Raw genomic sequence first — 15,466 nt, 5'->3', positions numbered from 1 at the left:
TTTTTGCACCGGAGCCCTGAATGACCCTCGAACGCGAAGCCGCTGCCAACACCGCCAAGGTCCTGTCCGAAGCGCTGCCTTATATTCGACGCTACGTCGGCAAGACGCTGGTGATCAAATACGGCGGCAATGCCATGGAAAGCGACGAGCTGAAAACCGGCTTTGCCCGTGACATCGTGTTGATGAAAGCCGTGGGGATCAACCCGGTGGTGGTCCACGGTGGCGGCCCACAAATCGGCGACCTGCTCAAGCGCTTGTCGATCGAGAGTCACTTCATCGATGGCATGCGCGTTACTGATGCGCAGACCATGGATGTGGTGGAGATGGTCCTCGGCGGCCAGGTGAACAAGGACATCGTCAACCTGATCAACCGCCATGGCGGCAGCGCCATCGGCCTGACCGGCAAGGATGCGGAGCTGATCCGCGCGAAAAAACTGACCGTAACCCGTCAGACGCCGGAAATGACCCAGCCGGAAATCATCGACATCGGCCAGGTAGGCGAAGTGATCGGCATCAACACCGACCTGCTCAACCTGCTGGTCAAAGGCGACTTCATCCCGGTGATCGCGCCGATCGGCGTGGGCGCCAATGGCGAGTCCTACAACATCAACGCCGACCTGGTGGCGGGCAAGGTTGCCGAGGCACTGAAGGCTGAAAAGCTGATGCTGCTGACCAACATTGCCGGGCTGATGGACAAGCAAGGCAAGGTGCTGACCGGCTTGACGACCCAGCAAGTAGACGACCTGATCGCCGACGGCACCATTTACGGCGGCATGCTGCCAAAGATCCGCTGCGCACTGGAAGCCGTGCAAGGCGGCGTTGGCAGCTCACTGATCCTGGATGGCCGCGTTCCCAATGCGATCCTGCTGGAAATCTTCACCGATACCGGCGTGGGCACGCTGATCAGTAACCGCAAGCGTCCTTAAGCGTCAAACACAAAAAGGCCCCGCTCAATCGAATTGAGCGGGGCCTTTTCTATGGGCGCTGACTCTACAAATAAGTGGAGATCGCCTGTGGAAGGGAGCAAGCCCCCACACAAGCGCTCTTACACCATTGGGTCTGTGTCAGACGCCAAACTGCTCGCGGTACGCGCGCACTGCCGGCAAGTGCTGCTTGAGCTGCGGGTCATCTTCCAGGAACTGCAATACCTGGTTCAACGAAACGATGCTCACCACTGGAATGCCGAAATCGCGCTCCACTTCCTGGATCGCCGACAACTCACCGTTGCCACGCTCCTGGCGATTCAGCGCGATCAACACGCCGGCCGCCTTGGCACCCTCCTGGGAAGCGATGATCTGCATCACTTCACGGATCGCGGTACCGGCGGTGATGACATCGTCGATGATCAACACATCGCCAGTCAGCGGTGCGCCGACCAGGCTACCGCCTTCGCCGTGAGCCTTGGCTTCCTTGCGGTTGAAGCACCATGGCAGATCGCGCCCATGATGTTCCGCCAGGGCCACGGCCGTTGCGGCGGCCAGGGGAATACCCTTGTAGGTCGGGCCGAACAGCACGTCGAAGGAAATACCGCTTTCAACGATGGCCGCCGCGTAGAAACGGCCCAACTGAGCCAGGGCCGAACCCGAGTTGAACAAGCCGGCGTTGAAGAAGTACGGGCTGGTGCGCCCGGACTTGAGAGTGAACTCACCGAAGCGCAAAACACCGCGATCGATGGCAAAACGAATGAAATCGCGTTGATACGCCTGCATGAAAAAAGCCTCAGATACCACGGATTTAGCTAATTAGGTAGACGGCGTGTATCATACACGCACGCGATTTTTGGGGCCATTTATGCGGATCATCAGTGTGAACGTTAATGGTATTCAGGCTGCAGTCGAGCGTGGTTTGCTCAGTTGGCTGCAAGCCCAGAATGCCGACGTCATCTGCCTGCAGGATACCCGCGCCTCCGCCTTTGAACTGGACGACCCAGCCTTCCAACTGGATGGCTACTTCCTTTATGCCTGCGATGCCGAAGTCCCTGCCCAAGGTGGCGTGGCTTTGTATTCGCGGTTGCAACCCAAGGCGGTCATCAGCGGCCTCGGCTTCGAGACAGCCGACCGCTACGGGCGCTACCTGCAAGCCGATTTCGATAAGGTCAGCATCGCGACCTTGCTGCTCCCTTCGGGGCAGAACGGCGATGAAGACTTGAACCAGAAGTTTAAGCTAATGGACGATTTCGCCCGTTACCTGGACAAACAGCGGCGCAAACGTCGCGAGTACATTTATTGTGGCTCGCTGTACGTGGCGCAACAGAAGCTGGATATCAAGAACTGGCGCGACAGCCAGCAATCCCCGGGCTTCCTGGCGCCGGAACGGGCCTGGATGGACGAGATTGTCGGCAACATGGGCTATGTGGATGCCCTGCGCGAAGTCAGCCGCGAAGGCGACCAGTACAGCTGGTGGCCGGACAACGAACAGGCTGAGATGCTCAACCTGGGTTGGCGTTTCGACTACCAGTTGCTGACCCCAGGTCTACGCCGGTTTGTTCGCAGTGCACGCTTGCCGCGCCAGCCGCGCTTCTCGCAGCATGCGCCGCTGATCGTGGACTACGACTGGACGCTGACCATCTGAGGTGCTTTTCCAGGCACAAAAAAACCGACATCACTGTCGGTTTTTTTGTGGGTGCTCGCTATTTGACCAAGCGCCAGGTAAAGGGATAACGATAGGCAATGCCCTTGTTGGCCTTGATACCGCCAATGATCGTCATCACCACCGTCGCAATCGCCAGGGCGATCATCAGGAAAAACCCGATGACTGCGAACGCCAGCACCATGCAGACCAGCCAGGCAATGGCCACGGTGATCTGGAAGTTCAAGGCCTCCTTGCCCTGATCATCAATGAACGCATCCTTTTCCTTCCTGATTTGCCACAGGATCAGTGGCCCCACGACGCTGCCGAAGGGGAACACAAAGCCCAGGAACGCCGCAAAATGACACAGCATCGCCCCTTGGCGCGCCTCGTAGGACGGCGTGGGTACCAGTGGCTGAGTGTCATTCATGGCGTTTCTCCTTGAGGCCGATTCAGTCAGCCAGTGCGGCGTTTTGCAGTTCGAAGATTTCGTTCATGCCTTTCTGGGCCAGGGCCAGCATGGCGTTCAGCTCGGCCGGCTGGAATGGCGCGCCTTCGGCGGTGCCCTGCACTTCGATGAAACCACCGGTGCTGGTCATTACCACGTTCAGGTCGGTCTCGGCAGCCGAGTCTTCCAGGTAATCCAGATCCAGCACCGGCTCACCCTGATACATGCCCACCGAGACGGCGGCAATCATCTGCTTGAGCGGGTCGCCGCCCTTCAGGCCGCCACGCTTCTTGATCACCTTGAGTGCGTCGACCAGGGCCACCATGGCCCCGGTGATGGATGCAGTGCGGGTGCCGCCGTCAGCCTGGATCACATCGCAGTCGACGTACAGGGTCACATCGCCCAGCTTGGACATATCCAGGGCGGCGCGCAGGGAACGGCCGATCAGACGCTGGATTTCCAGGGTACGCCCGCCTTGCTTGCCACGGCTGGCTTCACGCTGGTTACGCTCGCCGGTGGCACGCGGCAGCATGCCGTATTCGGCGGTCAACCAGCCCTGGCCCTGGCCCTTGAGGAAACGCGGCACGCCGTTTTCGACGCTGACGGTGCAGATCACCTTGGTATCACCAAACTCGACCAATACGGATCCCTCGGCGTGTTTGGTGTAGTTGCGGGTGATGCGGATCGAGCGGAGCTGATCGGCAGCGCGACCACTTGGACGTTTCATAGGGGATACCTGTACGGGGGACGAAAATCTGCCGAGCATTATAGAGCCGCGAGCCGATTCGGGGCACTGCTAAAAAATTCGGTTACGAATGGTCAACTATTGCCCATTGTTTGGGCGCGCTCGGCCCACTGCGCTACAATCCTGCGCCTTCTTAACCATCAGCCCGTGTTTGCGGGACTGCAACGCGAGGTACCTCCATGGTGCACAGCATGACCGCCTTTGCCCGCGTCGAAAAAGCCGGCGCCCAAGGCACCCTGAGCTGGGAACTGCGCTCGGTCAACAGCCGCTACCTGGAGCCGCACCTGCGCCTGCCGGAATCGTTCCGCGACCTTGAAGGCGCCGTGCGTGAAGCCCTGCGCCAGGGCATATCCCGCGGCAAGCTGGAATGCACCCTGCGCTTTACCGAAGAGACCACCGGCAAACCGTTGCAGGTCGACCGCGACCGCGCCGCGCAACTGGTCGCCGCCGCCGAAACCATCGCCAGCCTGATCCAGCAGCCCGCCGCGCTCAACCCCCTGGAAGTGCTGGCCTGGCCCGGCGTGCTGGTGGCCGACGCCACCGACCCGCAAACCCTCAACGCCGAAGCCCTGGCCCTGTTCAACCAGGGCTTGAAGGAACTCAAGGCCGGCCGCGAACGCGAAGGCGCCGAGCTGGCACGCCTGATCAACGAGCGCCTGACTTCGATCGAAGCCGATGTCGTCACCCTGCGCGAGCTGGTCCCGCAAATGCTTGCCACCCAACGCCAGAAGGTGCTCGACCGCTTCACCGACATGAAGGCCGACCTGGACCCCGTGCGCCTGGAGCAGGAAATGGTCCTGCTGGCACAAAAGAGCGACGTCGCCGAAGAACTCGACCGTTTGAGTACCCATATTCTTGAAGTGCGGCGCGTGCTCAAGTCCGGCGGCGCCGCCGGTCGGCGCCTGGACTTCCTGATGCAGGAGCTCAACCGCGAAGCCAATACACTGGGCTCCAAGGCATTCGACCCGCGCAGCACCACCGCTGCGGTCAACCTCAAAGTGTTGATCGAGCAGATGCGCGAACAAGTACAGAATATTGAGTAAGGCAACCTCCATGACCCATAGCACCGGCACCCTTTACATCATTTCCGCCCCTTCGGGCGCGGGCAAAAGCAGCCTGGTCAAGGCGCTGACCGACACCAACGATCAGATCCGCATTTCGATCTCCCACACCACCCGCGCCATGCGCCCAGGCGAGGTGAACGGCGTGCATTATCACTTCGTCGAGCGCACCGAGTTCGTGAAGATGATCGAACACGGTGACTTCCTGGAGCGCGCCGAAGTGTTCGGCAACCTCTATGGCACCTCGCAAAGCCACCTGCAGCAGACCCTGGACGAAGGCCACGACCTGATTCTGGAGATCGATTGGCAGGGCGCCGAGCAAGTCCGCAAGCTGATGCCCCAGGCGCGCTCGATCTTCATCCTGCCGCCGTCGCTTGAAGCCTTGCACCAGCGCCTGACCAACCGCGGCCAGGACAGCGACGAGATCATCGAAGGCCGCATGCGTGAAGCCGTCAGCGAAATGAGCCACTACGTCGACTACGACTACCTGATCATCAATGACGATTTTTCCCACGCACTGGATGATCTAAAGGCGATTTTCCGCGCCAATCAGCTCCAGCAAAAGCGCCAACAGCAGCGTTTCGGCAAATTACTCGCCGAACTGCTGGGTTGAATGGCCCTTCCCAAAACCGCTGCAAGGCCTTTACATTGGCACTCGTAGCGGTTTTGCGAGGGCCTGAGAAAAATCAGCGCTTCCCTAAACGCTGGTGATTTTTTAAACTGCTCAGTCCGCTCGCCCAACCGGGCAGCGCGCATCTTGCATTCGCTCCGAGGAATACCATGGCCCGCGTAACCGTTGAAGACTGCCTAGAACACGTGGATAACCGCTTTGAGCTGGTCATGCTCTCTACCAAGCGTGCCCGTCAACTGGCCACTGGCGGCAAAGAGCCCCTGGTCCAGTGGGAAAACGACAAGCCTACCGTTGTGGCCCTGCGCGAAATCGCTGAAGGCCTGATGAGCTACGAGTTCATTGCCAACGCTGAAATCGTTGAAGACGAACCGCTGTTTGCAGCGTTCGAGGACGAGTCCAACGAGGCCGTCTAAGCCTATGCCTGGTCGACGTAGCACGGCGCGGGGTCACAGCCTTCGGCAGGAGTTCACACTTTGCCGAGCATAGACGCCCTCGCCGATCGCTTATCGACCTACCTCGGCCCCGACCAGGTCAACCTGGTCCGCCGAGCGTATTTCTACGCCGAACAAGCCCACGACGGCCAACGCCGCCGTAGCGGCGAGGCGTATGTCACGCATCCTCTTGCGGTGGCAAATATTCTTGCCGACATGCACATGGACCATCAGAGCCTGATGGCCGCGATGCTGCATGACGTGATCGAAGACACCGGCATCGCCAAGGAAGCGCTCAGTTCGCAATTTGGCGAGACCGTGGCCGAACTGGTCGACGGGGTCAGCAAACTGACCCAGATGAATTTCGAGACCAAGGCCGAAGCCCAGGCCGAAAACTTCCAGAAGATGGCCATGGCCATGGCCCGGGATATCCGGGTGATTCTGGTCAAGCTGGCCGACCGGCTGCACAACATGCGCACGCTGGAAGTGCTGTCCGGCGAAAAGCGCCGGCGCATCGCCAAGGAAACCCTGGAAATCTACGCGCCCATCGCCAACCGGCTGGGCATGCACGCCATTCGTATCGAGTTCGAAGACCTCGGTTTCAAGGCCATGCACCCGATGCGTTCGGCGCGCATCTACCAGGCGTTCAAACGCGCCAGGGGCAATCGCAAGGAAATCGTCAACAAGATCGAAGAGTCGCTGAGCCATTGCCTGGCGATCGACGAGATCGAGGGCGAGGTCAGCGGACGGCAGAAGCACATCTACGGCATCTATAAGAAGATGCGCGGCAAGCGCCGGGCCTTCAACGAGATCATGGACGTATACGCGTTCAGGATCATCGTCGACAAGGTCGACACCTGCTACCGCGTGCTGGGCGCTGTACATAATTTGTACAAACCTCTGCCGGGCCGCTTCAAGGACTACATCGCGATTCCCAAGGCCAACGGCTACCAGTCGCTGCATACCACGCTGTTCGGTATGCACGGCGTACCGATCGAGATCCAGATCCGCACCCGCGAGATGGAAGAGATGGCCAACAATGGCATCGCCGCCCACTGGCTGTACAAATCCAGTGGCGACGAGCAGCCAAAAGGCACCCACGCCCGCGCCCGCCAATGGGTCAAAGGCGTGCTGGAAATGCAGCAACGCGCGGGCAACTCCCTCGAATTTATCGAAAGCGTGAAGATCGACCTGTTCCCGGACGAGGTCTACGTGTTCACGCCCAAAGGCCGGATCATGGAGCTGCCCAAAGGCTCCACGGCGGTCGACTTTGCCTACGCCGTGCATACCGATGTCGGCAACAGTTGCATTGCGTGCCGCATCAACCGGCGCCTGGCCCCGCTGTCCGAGCCGCTGCAAAGCGGCTCCACGGTGGAGATCGTCAGCGCACCGGGCGCACGGCCGAACCCAGCGTGGCTCAACTTCGTGGTCACCGGCAAGGCGCGCACGCACATCCGCCACGCGCTGAAACTGCAGCGCCGCTCCGAATCCATCAGCCTCGGCGAACGCCTGCTGAACAAGGTGCTCAACGGTTTCGACAGCGCCCTGGACAAGATCCCGCAAGAGCGCGTGCAAGCAATGCTCCACGAGTATCGCCAGGAGACCATCGAAGACCTGCTGGAAGATATTGGCCTGGGCAACCGCATGGCCTACGTGGTCGCCCGCCGCCTGCTCGGCGAAGGCGAACAGCTGCCAAGCCCGGAAGGCCCGCTGGCGATTCGCGGCACCGAGGGCCTGGTGCTCAGCTACGCCAAGTGCTGCACGCCGATCCCGGGCGACCCGATTGTCGGCCACTTGTCCGCGGGCAAAGGCATGGTGGTGCACCTGGACAACTGCCGCAACATCACCGAAATCCGCCACAACCCGGAAAAATGCATCCAGCTCTCCTGGGCCAAGGATGTCACCGGCGAGTTCAACGTCGAGCTGCGAGTAGAGCTGGAGCACCAGCGCGGCCTGATCGCCCTGCTGGCCAGCAGCGTCAACGCCGCTGACGGCAATATCGAGAAAATCAGCATGGACGAGCGCGATGGCCGCATCAGCGTGGTCCAGCTGGTGGTCAGCGTGCACGACCGCGTGCACCTGGCCCGCGTGATCAAGAAACTGCGCGCCTTGACCGGTGTGATCCGCATTACCCGCATGCGGGCATAGCCTTTCAGATAAGTCATCTCTTACAAGGAGTCATAAATGACCAAGACCGTTATCACCAGCGACAAAGCCCCGGCCGCCATCGGCACCTACTCCCAGGCGATCAAGGCGGGCAACACCGTCTATATGTCCGGCCAGATCCCGCTGGACCCGAAAACCATGGAGCTGGTGGAAGGCTTCGAAGCTCAGACCGTGCAGGTCTTCGAGAACCTCAAGTCCGTGGCCGAAGCCGCCGGCGGTTCGTTCAAGGACATCGTCAAGCTGAACATTTTCCTCACCGACCTGAGCCACTTCGCCAAGGTCAACGAGATCATGGGCAAGTACTTCGAACAGCCTTACCCAGCCCGCGCCGCCATCGGCGTTGCTGCCCTGCCAAAGGGCGCGCAGGTTGAGATGGACGCGATTCTGGTCATCGAGTAAAAACCCGGCGCAGCCTCTAACAGGCTGCGCCGACTTCGTTTTAAAAGGATTTCATGATGCGCAAAGCGCTTGTAGCCACTTCGTTGCTCGCCCTGATGCTCGGCGGCTGCGCCAGCAACCCTGCCGACCTGGATGTGAGCGGCACCTGGATCAATCAGGTCGCCATCGATGCGGCAGCCAAGGGCGGCCCTTTGCGTGAAGCGTTGCAGAGCTTTGGCCCGAACCTCGAATGGGAGGTGAATACCAAGGCCTCCCAGGCACGCTACTACAACGGTTTCGAGGTTGCGGAAGGCAAGTTGCTCGGTGAGAAATCCGGCGCCTGGAGCGTGGACTTCTACGGCAGCTCCGCCACCGAACTCAAGCGTAAAGGCAAACAACTGCTGCAGGTGGCCAACGATAACGAGCCCGAACAGCTGTTTGCCCGCGCCAAAGAGCCCGCACCGGAAGGTGCACCGCTGGGTGCCAACTTCGAACGTGCGCTGTACGCAGCCTATATGGGCGGCGACTGGAAGATCAGCGACGGCTTCGGTAGCGGCGCTATCGTACAGTTCCAGGCGGACGGCAAAGTCGCCGGCCTGCCGGGGGTCGATCGCTATTCGCTGTGCCTGGCCGGAGACTGCGCCTCCATGAGCGGCGGTTATGACAGCATCTGGCTGCAGCTCAACGGCGTCGGCAACCCTTGGATCTTTGTGCGTAAAGGCAAGCAACTGGAGATATTCCAGGCGATCAATACCGCGCGGACGGACGAAGTGCCCCAGTTCACTCCCGGCCCCCGCCAGTGGCTGCTTGAAAAGCAATAAGCAACCCTACACAGATCCAAATGTGGGGGGGTTGCTCCGATAGCGGTGCATCAGTCGACATCTCTTTGACTGATCTATCGCTATCGGGAGCAAGCCCCCTCCCACATTTTTGATCGCGTTTCAGCCTTTCAGAATCGCCGCGTAGCCTTCACGGTAAGTCGGATACCTCGGCTTCCAGCCCAGCGCCTTGGCTCGCGCATTGCTGCATTGCTTGCTGCCGGCACGGCGCACACTGGCGTCCTCGGACCACTCGGTAACCCCAAGATAGTCACGCAGCCAGGCCACCACCTCAGCCAACGGTGCTGGCGCGTCGTCGACGCCAATGTAGACCTTGTCCAACGAACCGCCCTGTTCCACATGACGCAACAAAAACGCCAGCAACCCCGCAGCGTCATCGGCGTGTATGCGGTTGCCATACAAAGGTGGGTCCACCGCCACACGGTAACCCTGGCGCACCTGGGTCAGCAGCCATTCGCGACCCGGGCCGTAAATACCGGTCAAGCGCACAATGCTCGCGGGTATGCCGCTGCTCAGTGCAACCTGCTCGGCTTCGAGCATGACTTGTCCGGAATACCCCTTAGCCTGAGTGTCCGAGGCTTCATCTACCCACTCACCGTTCTGCTGCCCGTAGACGCTGCTGCTGGACACAAACAGCAAGTGTTTGGGCGCCTGGCCGTAGTCTTCCAGCCACTCCAGCACGTGCTTCAAACCCTGAATGTAAGCAGCGCGATAGCCGGCTTCGTCGTGATCCGTCGCAGCGGCGCAATACACCAGATAATCCACGCCGCCGATGGGCCAAGTGTCGGGGCAGTCCTTTTTGAACAGGTCCCCGGCAATGCCGATGACGCCCTCAGGCAACCGCGAAATATCGCGGCGCAGGCCATGAACCTCCCATTCCGAGGCCAGCAATTGGCTAGCCAGCCGACTACCCACATCGCCGCATCCGGCAATCACAACAGAAGGTGCAGACATCACAAAACTCCGTATTCAAAGGTCTAGGTTAGCCCTCACAGCGGACCGGCGGCCAGAAAAAGCACAAATAAAGTTACTGTATTACTTCTGTTAACAAGAATTACTTGCAATAATGACCGCCCATTTGTCCTCGACCGTCCTAGGTCTGGTAGGGCGCTCACTCATTTTTTCTTCTCAGGTCCGGCCAGCATGACACGTAATACAACCCCCGCTTCGCCAACCAAGCCTCACAGCCCGTCCCGCGCCTGGCGCGCGATTGCTGCGATGCTGTTCAGCGTACTGCTGGCGCCGACCGCCGCATTCGCTGATGCCACCGCTCCAGCCACCCCGGTTGCCGCCGAGCAAAATGCCGCTGCCCCGGCCGCACCTGTCGCAGCGCCAGATGCCGCCAACCCGGCCGCGCCCGCCGACGCGCAAGACACCGGCGTCGTGCTGGAAGAAGACAACACCCTGGGCATGGCCCACGACCTGTCGCCATGGGGCATGTACCAGAACGCTGACGTCGTGGTGAAAGCCGTGATGATCGGCCTCGCCATCGCTTCGATCATCACGTGGACCATCTGGATCGCCAAGGGCTTCGAACTGCTGGGCGCCAAACGTCGTCTGCGCACTGAAATCGTCCACCTGAAGAAGGCGGCCACCCTCAAGGAAGCGAGTGAAAGCGCAACCAAAAAAGGCACACTGGCCAACCTGTTGGTGCACGACGCCCTGGAAGAAATGCGCCTGTCGGCCAATACCCGCGAAAAAGAAGGCATCAAGGAGCGTGTCAGCTTCCGCCTCGAGCGCCTGGTAGCGGCTTGCGGCCGTAACATGAGCAGCGGCACCGGCGTACTCGCCACTATCGGTTCCACCGCCCCCTTCGTCGGCCTGTTCGGCACCGTGTGGGGCATCATGAACAGCTTTATCGGCATCGCCAAAACCCAGACCACCAACCTCGCCGTCGTTGCCCCCGGCATCGCCGAAGCCCTGCTGGCCACGGCCCTGGGCCTGGTTGCCGCGATCCCTGCGGTGGTGATCTACAACGTCTTCGCCCGTTCGATTGCCGGCTACAAGGCCCAGGTATCCGACGCGTCGGCAGAAGTGTTGCTGCTGGTCAGCCGCGACCTCGATCACCTGCCTACCGAGCGCAGCTCGCAACCGCACATGGTGAAAGTGGGGTAATCGGCCATGGGCCTGCATTTGAATCAAGGCGACGACGAACTCGTCGAGAACCACGAGATCAACGTCACGCCGTTCATCGACGTGATGCTGGTATTGCTCATCATCTTCATGGTGGCCGCACCGCTGGCCACCGTGGATATCAAGGTCGACCTCCCTGCGTCCAGCGCCAAGCCCGCGCCGCGGCCGGAGAAGCCGATCTTCCTCAGCGTCAAGGCGGACCAACGCCTGTTCCTGGGTGAAGAAGAAGTGAAAACCGAAACCCTGGGCCCGGTGCTCGACGCCAAGACCCAAGGCAAGAAGGACACGACGATCTTCTTCCAGGCCGACAAAGGCGTGGATTACGGCGACCTGATGAGCGTGATGGATGCCTTGCGGGCAGCCGGCTACCTCAAGGTGGGCCTGGTCGGACTTGAGACGGCAGCCAAGAAATGATCACGACGCGCCACAAACTGACGCGTTATGGCACCAGCCTCGCCGTCGTGCTGGGCGTGCATGCCGTCGCGATTGCCATCGCGCTCCACTGGTCGGCGCCGCGCACGGTGCAACTGCCACCGGCCGCCATGGTCATCGACCTGGCACCGATGCCCGCGCCACCGCCGCCGGCCCCGCCGAAAGTGGTCACGCCGCCGCAGCCGCCCGCTCCGGTAGAAGAGTTGCCTTTGCCGAAACTGGCCGAGGCGCCCAAGCCGACGATCCAGGTGCCTAAGCCGGTCAAGCCCAAGCCCAAACCTCAGCCGCCCAAGCCGGTAGAGAAAAAGATCGAACCGCCCAAGGAAAAACCTTCCGAGGACCCACCGAGCGACGCGCCGCCAACCCAGGCGCCCGCTGAAAAATCGGCCCAGCCGGTGCCTGGCCCATCGCCGCAGCAGATCGCAGCCAAGGCATCCTGGGAAGGCACCCTGTTGGCGCACTTGCAGAAGTACAAGAAGTACCCGCCAGGCGCTCAGGCCCGTGGCAAGGAAGGCCTGAACCGCCTGAAATTCGTCGTCGATGCCGATGGCAACGTACTGTCCTACGAGTTGGTGGGCCGTTCCGGCAACGCCGACCTGGACCGTGCAACCCTGGACATGATCCGTCGTGCCCAACCGCTGCCCAAGCCACCGGCTGACATGTTGAAAGGTGGCAGTATCGAGATCGTTGCACCGTTCGTGTACAACATCGAAAAACGTCGACGCTAAGCCTCTGCGTGGGCACTCTCGGGTGCCCACGGTTGCCGCTCCCTCCCCTCGCACAGCCTTCAACCTGAACCGGGATTGAACAGGTTGTGTGCACACCCAATCTTCACTTGTAACACTTCATTGCAACGCCAATCATCCGCGAACAGTTCTCATTAGTGGATAGCCGGTGTGCGCAACCTCGCCCGATTGACCCTCGCCCTGCTTGCGTTTCCGGTCGCCGCCCAGGCCGATCGACTGGTCACGCTGGACATTCAAAACCACACCTTCACCCCTTCAAGCTTCGAAGTGCCTGCGGGCGAACGCTTTCGGATCCAGCTCACCAGCCATGACGAGAGCGTCGATGAGTTCGAAAGCTATGACATGAAGTTCGAAAAAATCATTGTTCCCGGCAACACCGTCACGGTGTTCGCCGGCCCGCTGCACCCAGGCACCTACACCTTCTTCGATGACTACCACCCAGACCAGGCCAAAGGCACGGTCACCGCCATCGCGGCGAAGGAGTAGGCCATGCTCGCGTGTCTATTGATTGTGTTTCGCGAAGTGCTGGAAGCCGGGATCGTGGTCGGGATCGTCATGGCCGCCACCCAGGGGCTGGCGCGACGCGGCCTGTTTATCGGCGGCGGGATCGCCGCAGGCGTATTGGGTGCGGGCCTTCTGGCGCTGTTTACCGGGGCAATCACCCAGGCGCTGCAAGGGTTCGGTCAAGAAATTTTCAACGCGGCGATTCTGATCGTGGCGGTCTTCATGCTCGGCTGGCACAACCTGTGGATGGCCACCCATGGACGTGAGCTGGCGGCACAACTGCGCAGCGCCGGCAATGCGGTGCTGCGTGGGGAAAAATCACTCTGGGCGCTCGCTGTGGTGATCACCGTGGCGGTGTTGCGCGAAGGCTCCGAGATCGTCCTGTTCCTGTATGGCATTGCCGCCTCGACCCACACCGACCCACTGACGATGCTGGCCGGCGGCGTGCTTGGCATCTTCGCCGGCGCAGCCCTGTCGTGGCTGCTGTATCGCGGCCTGATCGCCGTCAGCCTCAAGCGCCTGTTCTCGATCACCGCCTGGATGATCGCGCTGCTCGCCGCCGGTATGGCCGGACGCGCCGCCGCGATCCTCGCCGGTATCGACCTGATTCCTGCCTGGGGCTATCAGCTCTGGGACACTTCCTGGCTGGTGTCCGACGCCAGCCTCACCGGCAGGGCGCTGCAAGCGCTGGTGGGCTACACCGATCGACCGCTGGGTGTTCAGCTGGTTGCCTGGGTGGTCACGTTGCTGCTTCTGGTGACGGGCAGTCGATTGCTTCACTCACGTTCCACCTCCCACGGAGCTACCCCATGAAACCTTTGAGCAAACCCTTGGCCGCCGCGTTGATACTCGTCGGCGGCGCGGCCATGTCCACCCTCGCCCAAGCCCGCGAATACCCGATTGGCGGCCCGGTGCAGGCCAATGACATGGAAATCGCATCGTCCTACCTGGTGGGCATCGAAATGGCGCCCATGCCGCCAGGCATGGTCATGAGCAAGGACTCGGTACACCTGGAAACCGACGTCCACGCCACCGCCGATAACAAGTACGGCCTGGCCAACGGTGAATGGGTACCGTACCTGACCATCACCTACTCGCTGATCAAGCAAGGCGCGCCGGACTACAAGGAGATCGGCACGCTGCTGCCGATGGTCGCCAAAGACGGTGCCCATTATGCCAACAACGTGAAGATGGACGGCCCCGGCACGTACACCGTGGTACTGCGCTACGAAAGCCCGCAGATCAAGGGGTTTTTCCATCACGTCGACAAGGAAACCGGTGTGCCTGAATGGTGGTCCCCCTTCACCAAAACCTTCACATTCAAGTACCCACAGAGTTGAGTCCCTGCTTACGACAGCCGATTAGCGGGTGTCGTAAGCACCACTGTGTCTGATAACGTGCGTCTATCGATTGCAGCCGGTATGCTTGGCCCGCAACCTCATGGACGCCCGCTATGACTCTTACAGAATTACGCTACATCGTGACCCTCGCCCAAGAACAACACTTCGGCCACGCGGCTGAGCGTTGCCACGTCAGCCAGCCGACGCTGTCGGTGGGCGTGAAAAAGCTTGAAGACGAACTCGGTGTGCTGATTTTCGAGCGCAGCAAAAGCGCCGTGCGCCTGACTCCCGTGGGCGAAGGTATCGTGGCCCAGGCTCAAAAAGTACTGGAGCAAGCGCAGAGCATTCGCGAGCTGGCCCAGGCCGGCAAGAACCAGCTGACTGCCCCGCTCAAGGTCGGCGCGATCTACACCGTCGGCCCGTATCTGTTCCCGCACCTGATCCCGCAACTGCACCGCGTTGCCCCGCAGATGCCGCTGTATATCGAAGAAAACTTCACCCACGTATTGCGCGACAAACTGCGCAACGGCGAGCTGGACGCGATCATCATCGCCCTGCCGTTCAACGAGGCGGACGTACTCACCCTGCAGCTCTACGACGAGCCCTTCCAGGTGCTGATGCCCGCCTCCCACCCGTGGACCCAGAAAACCACCATCGACGCCGGGCTGCTCAACGACAAGAGCCTGCTGCTGCTGGGCGAAGGCCACTGCTTCCGCGACCAGGTGCTGGAAGCCTGCCCAACCCTCACCAAGGGCAACGACGGCGCCAAGCACACCACGGTGGAGTCCAGCTCCCTGGAAACCATCCGCCACATGGTCGCCTCCGGCCTGGGTATCTCGATCCTGCCGCTGTCGGCGGTGGACAGCCATCACTACGCCCCCGGCGTGATCGAAGTGCGCCCACTGACGCCGCCGGTGCCGTTCCGTACCGTGGCGATCGCCTGGCGCGCGAGTTTCCCGCGGCCCAAAGCGATTGAGATCCTCGCCGACTCGATCCGCCTATGCTCGGTGGCCAAGCCGCCTGCCGCTGCGAGCTGAAAACCGT

19 protein-coding genes are annotated in these 15,466 nt (G+C 61.0%); 15 read left to right on the top strand and 4 right to left on the bottom strand.

Annotated features, from left to right (window positions below):
- The first annotated feature begins 20 nt into the window (after window positions 1-20).
- Entirely contained in the window at window positions 21-926 is a 906-nt protein-coding gene (gene argB / locus AB4O23_RS04850) for an acetylglutamate kinase (protein WP_003176913.1), read from the top strand.
- Between the two features lie 138 nt (window positions 927-1,064).
- On the opposite strand, the gene pyrE is transcribed toward argB, so the two are convergent.
- Window positions 1,065-1,709 carry an orotate phosphoribosyltransferase gene (pyrE, locus tag AB4O23_RS04845; protein WP_460070048.1) on the bottom strand — a complete coding sequence of 215 codons (645 nt, stop codon included), beginning with the start codon at window positions 1,707-1,709 and terminating at the stop codon, window positions 1,065-1,067.
- Window positions 1,710-1,791: 82 nt separating this feature from the next.
- Between pyrE and AB4O23_RS04840 the strand changes: the two genes are divergently transcribed.
- Entirely contained in the window at window positions 1,792-2,571 is a 780-nt protein-coding gene (locus AB4O23_RS04840; RefSeq protein ID WP_003176915.1) for an exodeoxyribonuclease III, read from the top strand.
- 58 nt (window positions 2,572-2,629) lie between these two features.
- Here the strand turns inward: AB4O23_RS04840 and AB4O23_RS04835 are convergent, their stop codons facing one another.
- Together AB4O23_RS04835 and rph are read right to left on the bottom strand one after the other, a co-directional pair.
- Complete coding sequence (locus AB4O23_RS04835; RefSeq protein WP_017526813.1) at window positions 2,630-2,998, bottom strand: DUF4870 domain-containing protein; 369 nt, start codon at window positions 2,996-2,998, stop codon at window positions 2,630-2,632.
- Window positions 2,999-3,020: 22 nt separating this feature from the next.
- Window positions 3,021-3,743: a ribonuclease PH gene (gene rph / locus AB4O23_RS04830; protein ID WP_017526812.1), complete on the bottom strand. Its 723-nt coding sequence runs from the start codon at window positions 3,741-3,743 to the stop codon at window positions 3,021-3,023.
- 197 nt (window positions 3,744-3,940) lie between these two features.
- Between rph and AB4O23_RS04825 the strand changes: the two genes are divergently transcribed.
- The 6 genes from AB4O23_RS04825 to AB4O23_RS04800 all read left to right on the top strand — a co-directional run bounded on the left by AB4O23_RS04825 (window position 3,941) and on the right by AB4O23_RS04800 (window position 9,249).
- A complete protein-coding gene (locus tag AB4O23_RS04825; protein WP_065879254.1) occupies window positions 3,941-4,804 on the top strand; it encodes a YicC/YloC family endoribonuclease in 864 nt (287 codons plus the stop codon).
- Window positions 4,805-4,814: 10 nt separating this feature from the next.
- A complete protein-coding gene (gene gmk / locus AB4O23_RS04820) occupies window positions 4,815-5,435 on the top strand; it encodes a guanylate kinase (protein WP_017526810.1) in 621 nt (206 codons plus the stop codon).
- 167 nt (window positions 5,436-5,602) lie between these two features.
- Window positions 5,603-5,866 carry a DNA-directed RNA polymerase subunit omega gene (gene rpoZ, locus AB4O23_RS04815; protein ID WP_003176920.1) on the top strand — a complete coding sequence of 88 codons (264 nt, stop codon included), beginning with the start codon at window positions 5,603-5,605 and terminating at the stop codon, window positions 5,864-5,866.
- Between the two features lie 60 nt (window positions 5,867-5,926).
- Window positions 5,927-8,032, top strand: a complete 2,106-nt coding sequence (spoT, locus tag AB4O23_RS04810) for a bifunctional GTP diphosphokinase/guanosine-3',5'-bis pyrophosphate 3'-pyrophosphohydrolase (protein WP_460062457.1) — start codon at window positions 5,927-5,929, stop codon at window positions 8,030-8,032.
- Between the two features lie 36 nt (window positions 8,033-8,068).
- Window positions 8,069-8,449 (top strand): RidA family protein, encoded by a 381-nt coding sequence (locus tag AB4O23_RS04805; RefSeq protein ID WP_003176922.1) that lies wholly within the window; start codon window positions 8,069-8,071, stop codon window positions 8,447-8,449.
- 56 nt (window positions 8,450-8,505) lie between these two features.
- Window positions 8,506-9,249 (top strand): hypothetical protein, encoded by a 744-nt coding sequence (locus tag AB4O23_RS04800; RefSeq protein ID WP_017526809.1) that lies wholly within the window; start codon window positions 8,506-8,508, stop codon window positions 9,247-9,249.
- 120 nt (window positions 9,250-9,369) lie between these two features.
- On the opposite strand, the gene AB4O23_RS04795 is transcribed toward AB4O23_RS04800, so the two are convergent.
- Window positions 9,370-10,221, bottom strand: coding sequence for an SDR family oxidoreductase (locus AB4O23_RS04795; RefSeq protein WP_223494914.1), 852 nt, complete (start codon window positions 10,219-10,221; stop codon window positions 9,370-9,372).
- Window positions 10,222-10,410: 189 nt separating this feature from the next.
- Here AB4O23_RS04795 and exbB point away from each other — a divergent pair, with 189 nt between their 5' ends.
- The 7 genes from exbB to AB4O23_RS04760 all read left to right on the top strand — a co-directional run bounded on the left by exbB (window position 10,411) and on the right by AB4O23_RS04760 (window position 15,459).
- The gene (exbB, locus tag AB4O23_RS04790) at window positions 10,411-11,382 is read left to right on the top strand and encodes a tonB-system energizer ExbB (RefSeq protein WP_065879252.1); all 972 of its coding nucleotides are present in this window, start codon (window positions 10,411-10,413) and stop codon (window positions 11,380-11,382) included.
- A 6-nt stretch (window positions 11,383-11,388) separates the two neighbouring features.
- Window positions 11,389-11,814, top strand: coding sequence for a TonB system transport protein ExbD (exbD, locus tag AB4O23_RS04785; RefSeq protein WP_017526806.1), 426 nt, complete (start codon window positions 11,389-11,391; stop codon window positions 11,812-11,814).
- Window positions 11,811-12,560 (top strand): TonB family protein, encoded by a 750-nt coding sequence (locus AB4O23_RS04780; RefSeq protein WP_017526805.1) that lies wholly within the window; start codon window positions 11,811-11,813, stop codon window positions 12,558-12,560. The genes exbD and AB4O23_RS04780 overlap by 4 nt, the downstream gene beginning before the upstream one ends.
- A gap of 168 nt (window positions 12,561-12,728) precedes the next feature.
- Window positions 12,729-13,064 carry a cupredoxin domain-containing protein gene (locus AB4O23_RS04775; RefSeq protein WP_017526804.1) on the top strand — a complete coding sequence of 112 codons (336 nt, stop codon included), beginning with the start codon at window positions 12,729-12,731 and terminating at the stop codon, window positions 13,062-13,064.
- 3 nt (window positions 13,065-13,067) lie between these two features.
- On the top strand, window positions 13,068-13,895 hold the full coding sequence (locus AB4O23_RS04770) for an FTR1 family iron permease (protein WP_017526803.1): 828 nt from the start codon (window positions 13,068-13,070) through the stop codon (window positions 13,893-13,895).
- The gene (locus tag AB4O23_RS04765; protein ID WP_017526802.1) at window positions 13,892-14,422 is read left to right on the top strand and encodes an iron transporter; all 531 of its coding nucleotides are present in this window, start codon (window positions 13,892-13,894) and stop codon (window positions 14,420-14,422) included. The genes AB4O23_RS04770 and AB4O23_RS04765 overlap by 4 nt, the downstream gene beginning before the upstream one ends.
- Before the next feature lie 113 nt (window positions 14,423-14,535).
- A complete protein-coding gene (locus AB4O23_RS04760; protein ID WP_003176928.1) occupies window positions 14,536-15,459 on the top strand; it encodes a hydrogen peroxide-inducible genes activator in 924 nt (307 codons plus the stop codon).
- The last annotated feature ends 7 nt before the right edge of the window (window positions 15,460-15,466 follow it).

This window comes from Pseudomonas sp. H2_A10, assembly GCF_054680085.1.
This window is presented reverse-complemented; position numbering and strand designations above follow the sequence as displayed.

Bases quoted from the DNA above. Each gene is read 5' to 3' on its own strand.
- AB4O23_RS04805 (WP_003176922.1), top strand. From the start codon at position 8,069: ATGACCAAGACCGTTATCACCAGCGACAAAGCCCCGGCCGCCATCGGC.
- AB4O23_RS04760 (WP_003176928.1), top strand. From the start codon at position 14,536: ATGACTCTTACAGAATTACGCTACATCGTGACCCTCGCCCAAGAACAA.
- AB4O23_RS04835 (WP_017526813.1), bottom strand. From the start codon at position 2,998: ATGAATGACACTCAGCCACTGGTACCCACGCCGTCCTACGAGGCGCGC.
- AB4O23_RS04770 (WP_017526803.1), top strand. From the start codon at position 13,068: ATGCTCGCGTGTCTATTGATTGTGTTTCGCGAAGTGCTGGAAGCCGGG.
- AB4O23_RS04825 (WP_065879254.1), top strand. From the start codon at position 3,941: ATGGTGCACAGCATGACCGCCTTTGCCCGCGTCGAAAAAGCCGGCGCC.
- argB (WP_003176913.1), top strand. From the start codon at position 21: ATGACCCTCGAACGCGAAGCCGCTGCCAACACCGCCAAGGTCCTGTCC.
- AB4O23_RS04800 (WP_017526809.1), top strand. From the start codon at position 8,506: ATGCGCAAAGCGCTTGTAGCCACTTCGTTGCTCGCCCTGATGCTCGGC.
- pyrE (WP_460070048.1), bottom strand. From the start codon at position 1,709: ATGCAGGCGTATCAACGCGATTTCATTCGTTTTGCCATCGATCGCGGT.
- AB4O23_RS04840 (WP_003176915.1), top strand. From the start codon at position 1,792: ATGCGGATCATCAGTGTGAACGTTAATGGTATTCAGGCTGCAGTCGAG.
- AB4O23_RS04765 (WP_017526802.1), top strand. From the start codon at position 13,892: ATGAAACCTTTGAGCAAACCCTTGGCCGCCGCGTTGATACTCGTCGGC.
- AB4O23_RS04795 (WP_223494914.1), bottom strand. From the start codon at position 10,221: ATGTCTGCACCTTCTGTTGTGATTGCCGGATGCGGCGATGTGGGTAGT.
- AB4O23_RS04780 (WP_017526805.1), top strand. From the start codon at position 11,811: ATGATCACGACGCGCCACAAACTGACGCGTTATGGCACCAGCCTCGCC.
- rpoZ (WP_003176920.1), top strand. From the start codon at position 5,603: ATGGCCCGCGTAACCGTTGAAGACTGCCTAGAACACGTGGATAACCGC.
- exbB (WP_065879252.1), top strand. From the start codon at position 10,411: ATGACACGTAATACAACCCCCGCTTCGCCAACCAAGCCTCACAGCCCG.
- gmk (WP_017526810.1), top strand. From the start codon at position 4,815: ATGACCCATAGCACCGGCACCCTTTACATCATTTCCGCCCCTTCGGGC.
- exbD (WP_017526806.1), top strand. From the start codon at position 11,389: ATGGGCCTGCATTTGAATCAAGGCGACGACGAACTCGTCGAGAACCAC.
- rph (WP_017526812.1), bottom strand. From the start codon at position 3,743: ATGAAACGTCCAAGTGGTCGCGCTGCCGATCAGCTCCGCTCGATCCGC.